Annotated in this window: 14 protein-coding genes; 2 read left to right on the forward strand and 12 right to left on the reverse strand. The window is 36.9% G+C overall.

Going from position 1 to position 19,536, the window contains the following annotated elements; translation table 11 throughout:
• The first annotated feature begins 1,096 nt into the window (after positions 1-1,096).
• The gene (locus JFU24_RS00605; protein WP_201249268.1) at positions 1,097-2,767 is read left to right on the forward strand and encodes a M4 family metallopeptidase; all 1,671 of its coding nucleotides are present in this window, start codon (positions 1,097-1,099) and stop codon (positions 2,765-2,767) included.
• 789 nt (positions 2,768-3,556) lie between these two features.
• Here the strand turns inward: JFU24_RS00605 and JFU24_RS00610 are convergent.
• The 9 genes from JFU24_RS00610 to JFU24_RS00650 all read right to left on the reverse strand — a co-directional run bounded on the left by JFU24_RS00610 (position 3,557) and on the right by JFU24_RS00650 (position 13,184).
• Positions 3,557-3,730, reverse strand: a complete 174-nt coding sequence (locus tag JFU24_RS00610; protein ID WP_201249269.1) for a hypothetical protein — start codon at positions 3,728-3,730, stop codon at positions 3,557-3,559.
• Positions 3,731-3,815: 85 nt separating this feature from the next.
• On the reverse strand, positions 3,816-4,955 hold the full coding sequence (xerS, locus tag JFU24_RS00615; RefSeq protein WP_201183956.1) for a tyrosine recombinase XerS: 1,140 nt from the start codon (positions 4,953-4,955) through the stop codon (positions 3,816-3,818).
• 137 nt (positions 4,956-5,092) lie between these two features.
• Positions 5,093-5,836: a Fic family protein gene (locus JFU24_RS00620; RefSeq protein ID WP_201249270.1), complete on the reverse strand. Its 744-nt coding sequence runs from the start codon at positions 5,834-5,836 to the stop codon at positions 5,093-5,095.
• A gap of 663 nt (positions 5,837-6,499) precedes the next feature.
• Complete coding sequence (locus JFU24_RS00625) at positions 6,500-7,939, reverse strand: amino acid permease (RefSeq protein ID WP_201249271.1); 1,440 nt, start codon at positions 7,937-7,939, stop codon at positions 6,500-6,502.
• A 62-nt stretch (positions 7,940-8,001) separates the two neighbouring features.
• A complete protein-coding gene (locus JFU24_RS00630) occupies positions 8,002-9,276 on the reverse strand; it encodes a peptidase (RefSeq protein ID WP_201249272.1) in 1,275 nt (424 codons plus the stop codon).
• Between the two features lie 25 nt (positions 9,277-9,301).
• Entirely contained in the window at positions 9,302-10,483 is a 1,182-nt protein-coding gene (locus JFU24_RS00635; protein ID WP_201249273.1) for a thiolase family protein, read from the reverse strand.
• 10 nt (positions 10,484-10,493) lie between these two features.
• Positions 10,494-11,153, reverse strand: a complete 660-nt coding sequence (locus JFU24_RS00640; protein ID WP_201249274.1) for a 3-oxoacid CoA-transferase subunit B — start codon at positions 11,151-11,153, stop codon at positions 10,494-10,496.
• Positions 11,138-11,836, reverse strand: a complete 699-nt coding sequence (locus JFU24_RS00645) for a CoA transferase subunit A (protein WP_201249275.1) — start codon at positions 11,834-11,836, stop codon at positions 11,138-11,140. The genes JFU24_RS00640 and JFU24_RS00645 overlap by 16 nt, the downstream gene beginning before the upstream one ends.
• On the reverse strand, positions 11,817-13,184 hold the full coding sequence (locus JFU24_RS00650) for an aspartate aminotransferase family protein (RefSeq protein WP_201249276.1): 1,368 nt from the start codon (positions 13,182-13,184) through the stop codon (positions 11,817-11,819). The genes JFU24_RS00645 and JFU24_RS00650 overlap by 20 nt, the downstream gene beginning before the upstream one ends.
• Positions 13,185-13,343: 159 nt before the next feature.
• Here JFU24_RS00650 and JFU24_RS00655 point away from each other — a divergent pair, with 159 nt between their 5' ends.
• A complete protein-coding gene (locus JFU24_RS00655; protein WP_201249277.1) occupies positions 13,344-14,903 on the forward strand; it encodes a PucR family transcriptional regulator in 1,560 nt (519 codons plus the stop codon).
• 618 nt (positions 14,904-15,521) lie between these two features.
• Here the strand turns inward: JFU24_RS00655 and JFU24_RS00660 are convergent.
• The 3 genes from JFU24_RS00660 to JFU24_RS00670 form a co-directional block, all read right to left on the reverse strand.
• Positions 15,522-15,899 (reverse strand): hypothetical protein, encoded by a 378-nt coding sequence (locus JFU24_RS00660; RefSeq protein ID WP_201249278.1) that lies wholly within the window; start codon positions 15,897-15,899, stop codon positions 15,522-15,524.
• A 645-nt stretch (positions 15,900-16,544) separates the two neighbouring features.
• Positions 16,545-17,207 (reverse strand): DUF5710 domain-containing protein, encoded by a 663-nt coding sequence (locus JFU24_RS00665; RefSeq protein ID WP_201249279.1) that lies wholly within the window; start codon positions 17,205-17,207, stop codon positions 16,545-16,547.
• Positions 17,208-17,408: 201 nt separating this feature from the next.
• Positions 17,409-19,397: an oxidoreductase gene (locus JFU24_RS00670; RefSeq protein WP_201249280.1), complete on the reverse strand. Its 1,989-nt coding sequence runs from the start codon at positions 19,395-19,397 to the stop codon at positions 17,409-17,411.
• Positions 19,398-19,536 lie beyond the last annotated feature (139 nt).

The raw sequence follows: 19,536 nt of genomic DNA on the forward strand, positions 1-19,536 counted from the left end.
AAGGGGATAAAACAATGGAATTTTACGTTTTAAAAGGTAATTTCTCTGAGATAAAATATGATCATTGGGGTGACAGTTAGGAGAATCTAATCACCTACCAGCTAAGGTTCTTTCACAGCCGATAAAGTCTAAGTTCCAATAACTATCTATTTTCGGAACTTAGACTTTTTGTAAATAAATCTAAGTCCTAGATTCAGATTTAAGAGATATACAATAAGATATCTCTTAAAATAGTGTGTTTCTAAAAGCTTCTATATTAAATCAAATGACATTATCCATAAAACAAAAGTTAATTTTGCTGTAGAGCGAATCTCATCATCAAAAATTAGACATATAAAGGTAAACTTTTCATAAAATTGATGATTTTTGAATAATGGATGTCACCTTGCATGGGTAATTCCTGATATTAGACGTAATGATTGCCTACCGTAACAAAAAAACAAATCCATAATAAATCCATTCCTGATTATTTAAGAAATGGATTTAACAAAATTTCTCACAATATATTAGCATTTTTTGAGATGTTTGATTTTAAATTGGTCACATAATCAATGAATAGACTATCCTACCTACAACATTCAATTGGGAAAACACTCTTCTCGAACTGATTCGAGTTGGCTACTATATCTGAATCTACGAAAATAGACATAAAATTGGTTCAGCCCATTATTAGGATTTGTTTTGTGAAACAGTAAAAAGGAGTTTACTGAGTGAAAAAACATAGCTTTAGGTTTAAATTTAACCTATCAAACACCCGGAACAAATTTTCTAAATGTACGTATGACATAACATTACTCTTAAATAGAAGAACCTATTTTGATCAATCTTTTTTCAAAATGGGTTCTTTTTATTTACGCTAATATAGGGCCAGGAGACCTTTTGATCATTCCTTATTTCAAAGTTACAGTTTTAGAAGTATTCGAAAAGAAAATTTAATTTCATCACCATGTCGAGTGGTAAATTGTACCTACCATAAGATAGCATCCGGATTATTCTTAATATTTTTTATAAAATTAAAATAATTCCAAATATTCATGTAAATTAACTTTTATTAATCTATAATAAAGTCAATGGAAAAAAATGGGGGGTATCGATATTGAAGAAAAAGTTTATTGTTCCTGCAGTTCTATCGTCAGCGTTGTTGGTAGGTTCTATCCCAGTCGGTAATGTATTTGCGAAGCCGGTTGATTCGAAGGTGGCTAGTAGTGTACAAGCTTCTAAAAAGTGGAATGAGAAGGCAAGCGTTCCTGTTTTTGTGAAGGAGCGATTTGCTGAGAAATTCTCTTCTAGCAACCCTTCCAATGCACTAAATTATTTAAAGAAAAACGAAGGTAAAACCGGAATTAAAAATCCAGATAAAAACCTAAAAGTAAAAGATTCACAAAAAGATAAACTCGGTATGACCAACGTTCGCTTTAATCAATCAATAAATGGAGTGAACGTAGAAGGATCCGAAGTTATTGTTCATTTTAATAAGAATAATGAAGTCGTATCCGTCAACGGAAGAGTAAATCAGACGATTGCCGATGATGCGGTGGACACGACTGCCTCCTTAAGCAGTGATGCAGCACTAAAGCAGGCACTATCATCTGTCAATGCCCCTGAAGAGCTAACGTATGAGCCAACTTCTGAGCTTGTAGTCTATCCTTTTGAAGGAGAGAATCATACAGCTTATAAAGTGAATGTTAACTTCATGGGGGATGAGCCTGGCAACTGGTTTGTCTTTGTGGATGCAAACACGGGAGAAATCATCGATAAGTATAATGGTTTAATGCATGCTGATGAAATGAAAACACAAAAAGGTGCTGGAAAAGGGGTACATGGTGCTCACAGGGAATTACATATTACCCAAGTGAAGAAACCTAAATCTGGAACTCAGTTTGCGTTAGCTGATTACTCTCATAATGGTCTTGATGGAATACTTACGTATGATGCTAAAAATGATAATAGTTCCAGTAATGATACTCTATATGTGGGGAATTCTGCTGCATTTATCGGCGACTATGATCGGGCTCTTGTCGATGCACACTATAATTCGGAAAAGGTATATGATTATTACCTTAATGAGCATGGCCGAAATTCTCTTGACGGTGAAGGAATGGCAATCATTTCTAAGGTCCACTATGGCAATAATTACAACAATGCATCCTGGAATGGGCGTTGGATGACCTATGGGGATGGTGACGGTGAGTTCTTTATTTCACTATCAGCCGGTCTTGACGTTGCTGCCCACGAAATGACTCATGGCGTCATCACTCATACAGCAAATTTAGTTTACCGCAATCAATCTGGAGCTCTAAACGAATCATTTGCTGACGTCTTTGGTGCACTTGTTGACGACGATGATTGGGAAATGGGTGAGGATATTATGGCACCAGCTGCTAAAGCTGACGGTGTAACGAGATTGCGCAGCTTGAGTAATCCAAACAGTGTTGTAGTAAGTAATGCGGAAAGAGCTGCATATGGCAGTGGAGTCTATCCGGCTCATATGGATGAATTTTATCACATGCCAACTTCGGTAGATGGCGGCGGTGTCCATGTTAACTCCTCGATTACAAACCACGCTGCATACTTGATTGGTCAAGAAATTGGAAGGCACAAGTTAGGACAAATCTACTATCGTGCAATAAGCGTTTATTTAACGCCAAATTCCGATTTTAGTGACGCTCGTAAGGCTATTGTTCAGTCTGCAATTGATATTTATGGTGAAGGCAGCAAGGAAGAGGCTGCAGCTGCTGCCGGATTTGATTCGGTGGGAATTTACTAAGTATATAATTGGATCCGCCCGCAGGAATCAATATTTTTAGCGGATTTTAGAAGAATATTGAGGTGCGTTTTTATGTTCCCCCAGAATAAGAGTTTGGGGGATTTTTTGTTATGGTCTCACCAGCCTCCTATGTGTTGCCACATACACTCTGGGCACGTGGAGTGCTGTTCACTACTTGTAAGGAAAGATAAATTAGAGATGTAACAGTGATTAAAGAGCTTTTTTGTAAGGCTCTTTAATTTTATTAAGTATAGAGGGTTTTAAATAGATTGCTTATATTAACAATACATAGATAAATACTGACCTCTATGCTGCCAGAGATGAAGCTCAGTGTCTTAAAATTACAGCATCAATCACCAATATTTTCTGATGATGATATTTTATATATGTACAATGTGTTAGAGGAGAGTAACATATCAGACCAAGATATAAGAAAAAAGCATGTTGAGATGTTAAAAACGAAGGTAAGTATTAAGGCAACCAATGAAAGCCAAATTAAAATAGCGACATGTATGACTTGTGGAAGAGCAGTATCTGGTAAAGTTGAGGTCTTTGTTTGTTAAATAAGGAGCGGTTTAAAGGTAGTATTTATTGTTATGAGCATCAAAAACCTCATATTTAAAAATGAGTAAGATTAGCAGGACATAGACAATCCCAATTTAGTAAAGCATTGAGTTCTTGTTATGAGGACTCATAATTAAATGAAGAGGTAAGGAAATAGAAGAGAGACCTTGGATTATTATCCAGGTCTCTAATCATTTTACTGCTTAGTTTATTCGTACTGTTCAATTATCTATTGATAGTAATACTCATAATATCTTTAGATTTGAACGAAAGACTTTTAATCTTAATAACGTCCTCTTTACCATTTGACCACTCAGACAGTGCCTTGAATAATTCCACATCTGGCACACCAGACAAATCAATCCAATCACTCTTAAGTTTAACTACGATTTCAAACATAATTATACCTCACCACTTTTTTCACAGTTTGGGACGGATCCAATACTTTTATCAAATACTTGTGGTCGCTGATTAATGTAGGTTGTTAGTTTTTTGTCTGATCACGTGCCTTTTCTATTTCATGCATTACTTTTTTACTCTCTTTGGATGATAAGTTCGTATATTTCTGTGTTGTTTCAATTGAATTATGTCCTAATTGGTCACGAAGTAAAATGAGATTCCCACCGTTTTTTATCCATTCGCTTGCAAAAGTATGTCTTAATTTATGCGGACTCAAAGCTTGCCCTGAAGAGAATTCTTCCTGTGAATTAAAAGCAATTGTGTATTTAGTTACTAAATCTTGAATGGCTCTGACTGAAATCGGTCTTGCCGTACCGGCATATTTAGATACAAAAACATATGAGGTACTATTTGCTCCAGGATATCGCGTTTCTCGAATTCGGAGATATTCCTTTAGGTCATTCAAAGCAGAATCTAGGATTTCTACTGTATCCGCTTTACCGCCTTTACGAATAATGTCTAATTGCTTTTTTTGAAAGTTAATGTCTTTGAACGTAAGGGAGGAAATTTCACTAACTCGAACACCACTACCAAGCATCATGCTAATAAGCGCAATATCTCTTTCCTTGTCTCGAAGAAAAGAGCCTTTTTTGTGCGGGCTGAGTGGATTCTCATATCCATTCTTTAAGTAATCTAGAAATTCATTGATTTCCTTGTCATTCAGTATAATAGAACTTATTTTTTTTGCGCGGCGGCTGGTTGTATCTTCATCTTTTTTATTTAATTTCACCTTGCTGAATACATTCCGGTAAAAATAACATTCCCCTGTTTCTTCATCCTCAGTTTCAGTCGTAAGGTAATTGAAGAGTGATTTGATCGCATTAATATTTCTTGCTACGGCATTACCTGACCGTTTTTTTATTACGTCGTCTTTTTCAGAAATGATTTCTTCTTCTAAAAATTCCTTATAAAACTCAGCATTTTTTTTTGTGAGATTTTCTAAGGCAGGTAGAGGAATATACTTTATGTGATCCACTTTTGAGATTCCCTCGTGCTGCAGCCACTCGAAAAATTTTTTGTACTCATGTATGTATCCAAGCAGGGTAGAAGAGGAGTATTTTGCTCTTTTTTTGGCTTGAACAAACTCAACGACGTACTCTGGCATAGATGCCAGGTGAGTGTTTAAGCGTTTTTCATGTATAAGTGTTTCTCTTGCAGAAGCCATGTATAAAACTCCTTATGTCGAAAAATGTAGAATGTTCGCGTTAAATACAATTTTAACGAAAAGTTAACCATAATATAATTATGGTTAACTTTAGATGTAATGATCTTATAATCTTCTAATATTAGAGATAATTTTCTTTATCTAATTGCATGTAAATGCTTCTTTAAGCTATCTTCAACACATTCAGATATTAAATCAATAAAATGTTCTACATTTTGTTCCACACTTGCTGCTTCTAACGTTTCATAATACCTTATTCGTTGTTCATTTTCAGCTTTAACAATAGCAGGAGGATAGCCGTTCTTCATTAAAATTAAATTCATCAAAAGTCTTGCCGTTCGTCCATTCCCATCAGAAAAGGGATGTATATACACAAACTTAAAATGAAATAATGCTGCTAATTCTACAGGATGCAGTTCATCTTGCTTTTCTTCATACCAATTGAATAGGTCTTTCATTTCATCTTGAATTTGAAGAAAATGTGGAGGCGTATGTTTACTACCTGAAATACCAACATTAAACTGGCGATACTGTCCTGCATTTTTATTGTCGATATTTTTCAAAACAAGGTAATGGATATTTTTGAGTGTACTTTCATCTATAGGTTGATTTTTATTTACACACTCTTCAACAAAATCAATTGCTTCTGAATGATTAATAACTTCTAAGTGTTCTTGAAGTTTTTTACCACCTATAGTTAAACCTTCTTCAAGCACAATTTTTGTCTCAATAAGTGATAAAGTATTTCCTTCAATTGCATTTGAATTATAAGTCCATTCCACACGATAAACCTCATAAAGATTTTTAACAGCTTCTGGTGGAAGCGGTCTGAGTTGGTCTAATTCATTCTTAAGTTTATTAATTAGAGTAAAATTCTTCATAAACATACACCTTCTTATATGGTAGTTGGTATCTTTAAAAATCATTCATTATATCTATTTTATTATCTTCAGTTTAACCTCTTAGGATAATTATACCAAACTTATGTTTCTAAGTATATATATATTCGTTAAATTAGAATTTAACGCGAACTTTAAAAACAGTAAACCTCTCACCTTTTAATGGGTAGACATTGAACCATCGAAGATTAAGTCTACTATGTATGATAATAGATTTCCCTTACATCCTACCTTCATTATTTTATAGACAAAAACCCTAAGTTCCGATAAAAAATAGTTATCGGAACTTAGACTTTATCGGATGTTGGAAAGAACTTTAACAGGTAGGTGATTAGATGCTTGTTCCTCAAGACGATTGATTATTAAAATATAGAAGAAACTCGTCAAAGATTATAAGATTTTCTATTTGTGATTGAAATAAATTAGTGTTTCTAGGAAGCTCTGTAATGAAATAATTGGACGATGGGTTTGGAAAATAAATTTATTTTTGACTGAGAGTTAATCTAAGACAATTGAATAGGCATTTGTAAATTAAAATCCTAGTAACTGCCAACACCTGTGTGCTTTTCCCCAGTAATTATTCAATATGTTAAACTTTTTGCACCAGAACCATATAATCTGTTATTTATTGTTCACTTTTTGTGTTTAACTTTTATTAATTATACGCGCATTTTCATAATCCTCTTGAACCGATGACTCAACATCTTTCTTTTCGCGTTTTTGCAAAAATAAAATATATATTAAATGAAAAGCAATGGCTACTGGAACACCAATATATATAGTCAACTTAGTTCCTTCGTCAAACACTAAACTAATTAATACAACCAGATTAAAGACAAATGCCAAGATAGGAACTAAAGGGTAAAGTGGGGTCCGGAATTTTAGATCACTAACTTTTCCACCTTCAGCTACATATCGTCTGCGGAAAAAATACTGAGATGCCGCAATACTCATCCAAGCTAACATGGATGCCATTCCTGCCACAGAAAGAATCCAGGTATAAATAGTTTCAGCTGCTACTTTTGAAACAAGAATAGACACACAGGAGATCCCCATACTAGCCGTTAAAGCAAGTAAAGGCACACCTTTTTTTGTTAACTTTTGAAAGGATTTTGGTGCCATCTTAGAACTAGAAAGAGAGTATAACATCCTAGTTGTGGTATAAAGACCAGAGTTAGCAACAGATAGTAATGAGGTAATAATTACAAAGTTCATAATATCGGCTGCATATGGTATACCGATGTTATCTAGAGCAGTAACAAACGGGCTAGCATCTGGCTGGATTTGTTGCCAAGGTACTATAGAAACAACGATAATTATTGACAAAACGAAGAATAATATAATTCGATATGCAGTTTGGTTTATAGCCTTCGGGATTGTCTTCTCTGGATTTTCACTTTCACCAGAAGCAATTCCTACAAGTTCCGTACCACCTAACGAATAATTAACAGCCATCATAGCAATAACTACTGCAAATAATCCATTAGGGAAGGAGCCAAATTCTGTTAAGTGCGTAAAATAAGGAGCTGCTGATTCACCCTCAATTGGTACAATACCGAAAATAGCGGCTAACCCAATTAAGATAAACGAGATTATAGCGGTTACCTTAATACTCGCGAACCAGAATTCTGTTTCTGCAAAGCTGCGCGCAGAAAGGGCATTAACAGAAAATAGTACAATTCCTGAAATTAACGACCAGATCCATGGAGAAATATCCGGGAACCATCTTTGCATCAGCGAACCTATAATGATAATTTCATACGCTACGGTTGAAGACCACCCAATCCAATAAATCCACCCAACTGTAAAGCCTGTCGATGGATGAATATATTTAGTCGCATAAGTTTGAAAAGATCCAGATACTGGCATCTCTACAGTCAATTCCCCTAAGCACAGCATAACTAAATACATAATAAGTCCGCCCATCATATAGGCTAAAACTGCGCCTATAGGGCCTGACTGACTAATCGTAAAACCTGAAGCGTTGAAAAACCCTGCACCGATTACGCCACCTAAAGCAATCATAAATAAATGGCGACTTTTCATTACCCTTTTCAGACCTTGTTCATTATCTAATTCAGCCATAACACCCTCCTAAATAAAATCAGTCATTTGATGCATGAACTAAATATGGCATTTCCTTTAATTCAAATATTGTCCTTGATACTACACCACTGAATTATCGTTAATGCAATAATTTCTGCAGATTTAAAAACTTTATCCAATTCAATATACTCATCTGGGAAGTGTGCCATTTCCGTTTTCCCTGGTCCAAATATAACTGTTGGAATTTTCCCTACTTCTGTAAGTAATCCCCCATCAGTTCCCCAAGGAGAAGCCTCTATCACTGGTTCTTCACCAGTAGTTTCTCTATATTGATGAACTAACGTATTCATCAAATCATGTTCAAGATCAATTTCCCCTGGCAGCCATCGAGCACCAAACCATTCTAAGCCAGGAGGGTTATCCTTAAACCATGGGTCTAGGATTGATAATTGTTGTAGACAATCCTCCATTTCATGTTGTGCATCTTCTACCTTCTCGTTAGGTGCTACACCCATTCTTCCCTCTATTTTTAGCAAATCAGGTACTGAAGATGGCCAGTTTCCTCCTGAAACAACTCCGATATTAATAGGAATTGGGATAGGGGTTTGCTCGTAAAGAGGATCATTAATACGTTGATTCCGTGTAGATTCCAAAGCCCTGATTTGCTCCACTAGTATCATTGCTTTATCAAAAGCGCTTACTCCCTCATATCGTGTTCCCCCGTGGGCTGATCGTCCTTTGACAAAGATCCTAAACCACATAGATCCTTGCTGTTTAGGAAAAATCCTCATATTAGTAGGTTCAGTGATTAGTGCAGCATCAGCTTTATAGCCTTTTAGAATAGTAGATAAGGTCCCTGTTCCACCACTCTCTTCTTCTATAACACTCTGAAAAATAACGTCGCCTCTAAGCTTAATATCGAGTTGTTGAATGGCTTGTAAGGATAAAAGAAATGAGACTAGCCCACCTTTCATATCCGTAACACCACGACCATACATTTTTCCTTCCTTAATTGCTCCACTATAGGGATCATCTGTCCATTGTTCATGATTACCTTCAGGCACAACATCAATATGTCCATTTAGGATTATAGAACGGCCACCACCTGTTCCGGGTAGAACACCTACAACATTAGGACTTCCAGTAAAATCATCCCTTGACGAGCAAAAGTAGGGGCTTTCGGTTAATTCTTTTCCACTTGGCTCCCAGGCATCCACCTTTAACCCCATATTCGACAATACTTCTGTGATTATTGATTGCGCTTTTGACTCATTTTCAGAAATACTAGGAGATTGTACAAGTCGCTGTAATAATTCTGTACCTTCTTCATAATGCTCTTTTAACCATGTTTGAATTTGCTCTGTGATTAATTGCAATACAGTTCACCTCGCTTTAATGCGGTTATAGTGTTAGGTTTTCATATATGACGGTAAGCCCCATTCCACCGGCCATACATAGCGTCACCATTCCATACTTTGTTTTGGTACGTAACATTTCATTCATTAAACTAACGGTTAGCTTAGCACCAGTTGCTCCAACTGGATGCCCCAACGCAATAGCTCCACCATTAACATTTACTTTTGAATAGTCTAACTCTAGTTCTTTAATAACAGCTAATGCCTGTGCAGCAAAGGCTTCATTAAGCTCAATCAAACCAATATCATCTAAAGTTAATCCGGCTAACTTTAGTGCCTTTTTTGTTGCAGGAACAGGTCCAATTCCCATAATACCTGGTTCCACACCAGCACTAGAAAACGCTTTCACTTTTAACAAAGGTTTTATACTTTTTTGTAAAGCTTTCTTTTGTGACATCATTAATACTGCTGCTGCACCATCGTTCATAGGGCACGCATTCCCAGCTGAGATTGACCCATCTGTTTTAAAAACTGGTGGAAGATTTATTAATTTATCTAGCTGAATATCCGATCGTACAGACTCATCTGTCCTGAAAAAGTAAGATTCTTTCATCCCGTGGACCTGAACAGGTAAAATTTCCTCTTCAAAATAATGATTTTCAATAGCCTGAGCTGCCTTTTTATGGCTATCAAAGGCAAATTCATCTTGTTCCTCTCGGGAAATACTGTAAATTTGCGTTAAGCGCTCTGCCGTCATACCCATATGTTCATTTTCCAACGAGCAAATTAAACCATCAGTTAATAGGGCATCTTCCATTTCAAAGTTCCCAAACTTTGTCCCCCATCTATTTTTAACTAAATAAGGGACCTGACTCATATTCTCTACCCCACCTGCAATTACCACCTCTTCTTGACCGGACTTAATTGTTAAGGCCGCGTTAGTAATTGCTTTTAAACTTGAACCACATGCCTTGATTACAACATGTCCTGGAACACTTGTTGGGAATCCAGCTAATTGTGATGATATTCTAGCTGAATTTAATCCTCCACCATGTACATATCCATGTCCAAATATTACTTCATTTACATCCTCTTTGGTAAGAGTGGTCTTACCCATTAAACCTACCAATATTTGTCTTCCCATTTCAGTGGCGGAAGCACTTTTAAGTGACTTTCCAAATGCACCCACTCCAGTACGAACTCCTGCAACGATGACGGCATCTTCCATTACTTCACTCCTAAATCTTTTCAGCGGTTTTAAGTATTTTCAATTGTGCATCTGTATGTTTAATTACATCTTCCACTGTGTAAGGTTCCATAACTTCTTTTAACTCTAATCCTTGTGGCGTTACCTCAATCACAGCCATTTCAGTGATGATCAAACTAACACAGCCTTTGGCGGTAAGTGGTAATGCACATTCCTTCAGAATTTTTGATTTACCTTGTTTATTTGTATGGTTCATCAGTACAATTACCTTTTTTGACTTTTGAGCCAACTCCATCGCCCCACCCATACCAGGGACAAGTCTTCCAGGAACAATCCAATTGGCCAGGTCACCTTCTTCGCTTACTTCAAGGGCTCCTAAAATGGTAACATCTAAAAGGCCTCGCCGGATTATGCCAAATGCAGTAGCACTATCAAAAAAGGAAGCCCCTTGTACTACAGAACACGGATAACCACCGGCATTACATAAATTGGGGTTAATATTACTCCTTTTTGGTGTCGAGCCAGTGCCTAATACTCCATTTTCGGCATGGAATTGAACAGAAATATCTGATGGGATATAATCAGCAATTAATGTAGGAATCCCTATTCCAAGATTAACAAACATTCCATTATCTATTTCTTGGGCAGCGCGCTTAGCGATACGGTGGCGATCTTCTACTCCCAAACCCATTTCCAATTCACTCCTTCACTTGGAATTACCATATCCACAAAGATTCCAGGGGTTATAATCGATTCTGGATCAAGTTCACCAACTTGAACAATCTCATCTGCTTCAACTATCGTAAAATCCCCCGCCATAGCAACTAATGGGTTAAAATTACGTGCGCTTTTTTCAAATACGAGATTACCAAGATAATCAGCCTTTGAAGCATGGATTATAGACACTTCAGCAGTTAATGCTGTTTCGATCAAATATTCCTGTCCATTTACAGTAATATGTGTCTTTCCTTCCTCTGCAACCGTGGCTAATCCCACATCGGATAAAATACCACCTAACCCCATACCACCGGCTCGAATACGTTCAATCAACGTTCCTTGTGGAGAAAATGTTACTTCCATTTCCCCCTTGTTCATTAATTGACCGGCTATTGGGTTGGAACCAATATGAGAAGTAATTAGTTTCTTCACCCTTCCTGAACTAACCAATCTCCCAACCCCAACGTCCGGGAAACCTGCGTCATTACCTATTAAGCTTAATTCTTTACATCCTTTATTTAATATCCCATCTACAATTGTAGGGGGAGTACCAATACCACCAAATCCCCCGTACATTAAGGAGCATCCGTCACAAATTCTTTGAAGGGCTGCCTCTAAAGTACTTACCTTTCCTAGTTTAGACTTGTACAGTAGCATTTATCTTCCCCTCCATACTGAGTTCACATTGTACTTCAGAAATTGCCTCTTCTAAAATATCTACTAAACTATCAATTTCATCTTTTGTAATAACCAAAGGTGGCGAAATGATAATAGCATCCCCCATCCCATTAATAGCTCCTGACGCTGGATAAACAAGTAACCCTTTTTCAAAAGCTTGTTTAATTACCCTATTTGTTACATTTAATTCAGGTGGATAAGGGTTTTTCTTTTCTCGGTCTGCTACAAACTCCATTCCAATTAAAAGGCCCTTTCCTCTTACGTCCCCAATCATTTCGTAAGACTCTAAAAGCGCTTTCAATTTACTCATAAGATATATACCTTGTTCTTCTGCTTTTTCTACCAAATGATGTTTCTCAACGTATTTAATAACCTTTAGAGCAACTGCTGCTGATTGCGGATTAGCACTATAAGTATGGCCTCCTATAATAGACTTAGATCCATTTAATATAGGTTCCATAACTTTATCACTGACCAGAGTAGCTGCCATTGGGGTGTATCCTGAACTCATTCCTTTTCCTAGAGTAATAAGGTCCGGTGTAACATTCCAATGCTCTATTGCAAACATCTTCCCAGTACGGCCAATTCCGGTCATTACCTCATCTGCAATAAATAGGACGTTACAACGCTCACAAATCTCTTTGATTTTTTGATAGTAATTAGATGGTGGCGTGATAGCCCCCCCAGAAGCACCTATAATTGGCTCGGCAATAAATGCAGCAACATGTTCTTCCCCAATACGCCTAATCTTCGTTTCAAGTTCTTGGGCACAAAGAAGACCCCATTCCTCTTCAGTTAAATTATCAGGTCGACGATAAGTGTATGGGGCAGACACTGAAGGATAATCAGCTAACATCGATGAAAACCTCTGTCTTCTTAATACATGTCCTGACATGGATAATGCTCCCATTGTAATTCCATGATAACTAGTCCACCTAGATATAATGCGATCTTTTTGTGATTGTCCTTTTTCTTGCCAATATTGTATAGCAATCTTCATCGCTGTCTCGGTCGCTTCTGAACCACTATTTACAAAGAATGACCAATTAAGATCTCCAGGAGCCAATTGACTCAATTTTTCTGCTAGTTTTTCAGCTGGTTCATTGGTAAATTGTGATCTATAAGAAAATGAAATTTTTTCTGCCTGTGCAAGGGTTTCGTTGACAACCTCCTGTACACCGTGTCCAATACTTACTGTTACAGCTCCAGACGACCCATCAATATACTTCTTACCATCCTGATCATATATATATATGCCTTTTGCAGATGCAGCTATTGGATATTGCTGGCCTAATACCGGTTTAATTAAATAATCTCGTTCCTTCATCCGTTACATCTCCCTTGGAATTATAAGAGTATACTAAAACTTTATTAAAATTTCTGACAAATAACAATTTGACAAACGTATGAAAAAATAGAGGTTCCATTATACACCGCGTATAATGGATGAAAGGATAATCTAAGTTTAATCACTAGGGGGCTTTCTATGGCTATTCGGATTTATGAAGCGTTGCAACTACCTATTATGAAACAAACAAAATTAACGGCTGGAAAAAAGGGGTTACAAAATTGGATCAAATGGGTAACAATTGTGGAGGTAATTGAAGATATCTATCGTTTACAAGATGGAGAGTTTTTGATCACAACAGGATTCGGATTAGGAGAAAATACGGAGAAACGTAAGGAATTTGAAAAGCTTTTATCCATCGGAAAACTATCTGGAATAGCTATATATACAGGATTTTATCTAAAGGAAATTCCAAAATCATTTATTACTATCGCAAACGAATTTGCCTTACCTTTAATTGAAATTCCTGCAAACATAAATTTTTCCATGATTACAAAAGAACTACTGGTACAAATTGTTAACAAACAAAGCAAAACATTTGAATATTCACTACGAATCCATCAGGATTTTACACGGCTTGTATTAGAACAACACGGATTTGATCCTATTACAAAAACCCTTCATGAAATAATTGATGCAAGTGTAATCCTAATAGCACAAGATGAAATAATAAGTTCCTACATAAAACATGACTTTATTGATATTAACAATATAAAAAATCTATATGAAAAACAAATGGATAACTACAAAATTAATAGTCAACCTATTATAGCTAATAAAAATACCTACGGAAGTGTACTCATTATAAAGGAAAAAAGGTTATCGGAAGAATTAGATTCAATCGCAATTGAGCATGCTACTACTGTATATGCCATTGAATTTTTGCGGAGAAAAGCAGTAGAGGAGACCCAATTGCGGCTCACTAGTGACTTCCTAGAAGAAGTATTAAATCCTATAATCCCAAATAATAAAGATATGATCGAGAGAGGACGTAAACTAGGAGTAGACCTTTCAAATCCGCAAAGTACCTTATACATTTATTTTCCATTATTGAAAGAGGAGAACATTAAGGAAAAATACAATGAGTTAACCGAAATTATTCAATACACTATGAGAAAGTCAAAAATCCCTTACCTCATGAGGACAAAATCCGATAGTGTCATTATTTTGGCGGAAGCAAAACCTGGAGTAAATATTTTAGAGTTAGCTGAGAACCTCTTAAATAGTTGGAATTCAACATTATCAAATGAACCAATAGCAATAGGTATTGGTAAAACAACTGCCGACATTTATCAATTACACAAAAGTGCTGCTGAATCTGAGCAAGCAGCACGATTTTCCCAAATTCTATTTAAACCAAAATCTATAGTCCATTATAACGATTTTGGCATATATCAATTACTCATTGAAATGAAAGAGTCAGGGGTAGATTTAGAGGAGTTTTACCAAAAATACCTTGGAAATCTATTTGATTCAAAAGGTGTAGACCTCATTACTACACTTGAAGCTTATCTTTTTTTCAATCAAAGTATTAAAAAAACTGCAAGTGAGCTATATATTCATCGCCATACACTGAAATATAGGTTAGAACAGATACAGAAAAAAACTGGATTAGACCTAAACAATTATGATAATGGCATAAAGTTATACTTAGCTATTTTGGCATATAAATTATTAAAATACATTCACATTCAGTAAGGTGGAACGGATTTAACAACCTTTCACCTTTCCTTGTTACTGTATCCCCCGACTCATATTTTTTGATTTTCGACTTTTAAATTAATAAAGGGGAAGGAATGGCTATATGCATTAGATTTATAAACATCAGGTTAGGTTGAAAACGCCAATTTAAAAAGGTCCCCTTAAAACAAATTGGCAGAAGAATGGAGCCATATAGTACAAGAAGCGAAGTTTTTACAAGCTCAAGGTTCCCAATTATCAGTAAAATTCACAAAGCGAATGTAACTGTTGAGGAGTCGGAGTTCAAATTTAATCAAACGATTGATTAAAATGAGGAAAAGCCTATTTTAAAGCGTTCTTTAGATAAGAAGAGAGGGTGACAGATGAAATTTCTTTCTTTATCCTCTAAATCCTTTAAAATACTGGACTTTGCTCGAGCTACTCGCTCCTCGTGGAAGGGTTTGAGCCATATTACAACGTGCGGGTCAAGTAATGGAAAATGAAGAAGTTCACGATAGATTTCTTTTAACGTGGTAGAATGTGAAGTCGTCATTTATGGCGGCTTTTTATATACAATAAAAACAGCGTTCCGCATTAGAACGCCGTAACAAACTATTGTTATTATATTATTTCCATTCATATCACGCCCCCCGCTTCTTTCCATTCCTTGAATATTTCAACGCTTGGACGTGGGTCGGCTTTGATTTCTTCTTCCGTGCGGCGATATGCGTCGCAATAGTAGACGTATTCCCAAAAAAGGTCAACGGTCAATCCGTTCAATTCCGCCAAATATTCGAAGGCTTCATCAAATGCGTCGTGCATTTCAATTGTTGCCTCAAGAGTATTGAACCATTCCCCGAAGTTCTTGTCTTGGCGGGATAGATTCAACGCTTTATCCATTGGAAGGAGATTTGCGACAATATGACCGCCGTGTCCAGTGGCGAACGATATTACGTGTTCAAAACTTACATTCGTTGAACCCGTCAAAAAGCAGCGATTCCCGAAGCGTTTCATGATTGCCTTCCATTTGTCCGCTGTCACGTCTTGCGGAAGTGCTTTTTCGATTGCACGGCGTTTATGTGCTTTGTTGATATTGTATTGTTGAACGTGTTTCAGTTTGTTCCGTGTGTTTTACCTGTCACGCACACATGGTTTGCACCGTGGATTTTTTCCGTCCTTTGAAGCACTTAATTCCCTAAAGTCTTCAAGCGGTTTTTCTTCGCCGCATTTTCTACATTTTCTCATGCTTATTTCCCCTTCTTTCCATAAGCATAGCCGAAACCCCGACGCCACAATATAATAAAAGGGAACGGCAATCCAGAAGAACGCCGCCCCATAATCTGAGTTTTTTGCCTTTCTTTCCTTTTGGCCCCTTCCTCCCTTCACAATCTAAAAGGTTATTTGCACATTCGAAATAAGTGTTATAAAGGGAAGGATGATGAAAATGAATTTGTTTTTATTAAACTCTATAGGGGGAGCCTCTTCCCCTTTCTAATCGACATACCTATGCTACGAATTTAGCGGAACAGACAGGTGGAGATCCTTAATCATGTCACAGCTTGGGCATACATCTTCTGACACTTCCCTTTTATATAGGAAAAAGCTATGAAGGCTGCAGAGCTGCTTGATAAACGTAGGGAGAAATAATTAAAATACCTTTCACTTCCCCCAAAACCAGCCTTTACGAGGTTTTTGCAAACAAATATTTATTACATCATAATCTTCAAAAATAGAACTCCATGAATGACAACCTGCAGCTTCAAAAGGCTCATCTACTTTATAAAGCTTTATTCTTTTAATCTCTTTTTCATTTACAGGACAAAAGGCAATACCTGGCTCCTCATGCAAATAGAAATCCCCTTGTAAAGCATCGCAATGATCGCAATGATTCGCGATATACTCACTTTTTGAAGCCCTGAACCTCTCGGTATGATTTAACATTGCCAGCTGCGCTTTCTCGTTGAGCCTTGTTACTTCTGAAATAAAACTAGGATAATCTTCCTCAATCCAGAAAGACTTCCAGTTTTCACTTTCGTCAAATTCTGATTCTGCATCGATAAAACAATATGATTCTAATAAAAAGCAAAAGACTTTTGTTTTTCTTTTGCATTCCCAGCATTGTCTAGCTGTTTCGGCGATATAAAAATAATCCGCTTTCAAATCAATATCCTCTTCTTTTATCGGGAGAAGCCATTTGTAAAACCTTTGTGTCTCTCCACCATAAGAGGTATACCAGACTTTTTTATCTTTATCCCATTTTGCTCCGAGGCTTTTGGCAATATCTTTGTCTTTAAATGGCACTTTGAGGTTTATCCTGGCCATGATAGCCTCCTTTTACCCTTGTAATCTAAATTAATTAAAATATCTAATGCTCTAATGCAACGACTTTAAATAACAAATATAAATCATCATCTTCTTCGCTAAGAAGAAAATTTTCCAATGAAATCTGCATATCAGGATAATGATTATCCTTAGCTTGATGGGTATGTGGTATTTTAATGAACGTAAAAGGTTCTTTTTCCCTTATACTTTAATTTCAGGGAGCATAACACCTAAATTTAAACCTGACATCATCCCCTCGTAGGTTGCTTCTTCCAAAGTACGGGGTGCCAAGCAATCTCCAATCTGATGTACAAAAGGAGCCACACCTTTAACTTGCTCGTAGAGCTCAACATTGGGAACACGGCCAAGGGATAAGACGATAGTATCCCAGTCTTCTATCTCTTCTATATCATGAGAGAATAGATTTCTTATAATAACTTTGTCATTATTAATGCCCCCAAAATCATAGTGCGGCTTGAGAATTACATTTAATTGATACAGTTTCTTTAAATACTCATTACGAAGATACTGATGAATCTCTTGACCGATGTGTAGCTTAGCAGTGATTAGCGTTACATCATTACCTTTTTCTTTTAAGAATAAAGCTGCTTCTATTCCTGCCCAATCACCACCAAAATCAAAGACCAATACCCGTTGTCCCACCGTCTTTGGATTCCTACTGAAAAGATTATCAACTTTTATGACTCTAGGATCCTTTACTCCTTCTACATGCGGCAAGTAAGGTCTTGACCCCACTGCACAGATAATGGCATCAGGTTTTAACTCAGTTAGGTACTCATAGTTAACTTTTTGCTCCATCCGTATATCTATTTTACTCGTTGCTAACTTGCGAGAATAATTATCTATCATTGTTTCCGCTAATTCTTGTCGCATTGGGGCTCGACGCATAGTTTGTAGTAGCCCACCAATTTCCTTGCATTGATCAACCAAAATAACTTCGTGTCCTTGTGAATCTGCGGTTAATGCAGCGTGCAAACCCGCAGGTCCTGCCCCTACTATGACCACACGTTGCTTTATTCTTGAATGCTGTTTAAGCGGCAGTAATTCCTGCTCTTTCCCAGCCATTGGATTCTGTACACAACCTATAGTAAGTCCTTTATGATAATGGCCAATACAGGCTTGAAGACACCCTATGCAAGCGTCGATAGAATTAACTTCTCCCCTTTTGGCCTTGTTGGGCATTTCTGGATCGACAATCAAAGCCCTAGTCATCCCTACTACATCGGCTTTACCTGTAGCTACAATTTGCTCAGCTTCAACAGGATCAATTACCCGAGTTCCAACAAAAACGGGAACTGCCCCTGCCATCCGAATCTTAAACGCATGAGGAGCATTATAAGCATGCTTCATAGGCGAAGCTGGTGCAATATGAGTTGAACCTGAATAGGTACTTGAGTCTCCAGATGTAACATCTATAAAATCAAGCTGAACTCTTTCTACCAAATATTCAACAATCTTGACTGCGTCTGCTACAGTAGTACCATCCAAAGTCATTTCGTCTGCACTCATCCTTATTCCTACCGTAAAATCTTTACCTACCTCTTTCCAAATACGTTCCAAAAGTTCTATAGTAAACCTCATACGATTCTCAAAAGATCCACCGTATTGATCCGTTCGGTGATTGGTATGGCTAGACCAGAATTGTGAGGGTAAATACCCGTGTGAGCAAGCAATTTCTACCCCGGCAAGTCCGGATTCTTTAGCTAATTTAGCAGATAAAGCAAACCCTTCAATAACTTCTTCAATATCCTCAAGACTCATAGGTCTAGGCATAGCACCAAATCGCAAACTGGGTTCTGCGGATGGAGCCCATGCAGGATTACGATAATCTTTCGCTATCACTTCTCTTCCTCCGTGAAAAAGCTGAACAAATACTTTTGTTCCATAGTTATGTACTTGTTCTACAATTTCTGAATAAGCGGGTATTATTTTTTTGTCGTATCCCGCAATGGTTTGCCCCGTCAGCATTCCAGATTTATGCACTGCAGCGGCTTCAAGAATAATAAGACCTACACCACCTTTAGCACGGGCAACATGGTAGGCCGTCATTTCTGATGTAGGTATACCATCAACTACATGATTTGTTTGATGAGCAGTAATCATAATTCTATTTTTAAGTTCTATTTTCCCAATTTCAATACTACTGAATAGGTTCTTAAAATTTGTCATGCGATTTTCTCCTTCCTGTCTAAGTGATTATGGTATAAACAGAAAACATTCACCAACAAATATACTTTTTGAACTCCAGTACTTTTCCATCAAACAACAACAATTTTTTGTAAGGGATAGTTAATGAAAGAGGAAGTAG

Source organism: Peribacillus sp. TH27 (assembly GCF_016650915.1).
Lineage (GTDB): Bacteria > Bacillota > Bacilli > Bacillales > DSM-1321 > Peribacillus > Peribacillus butanolivorans.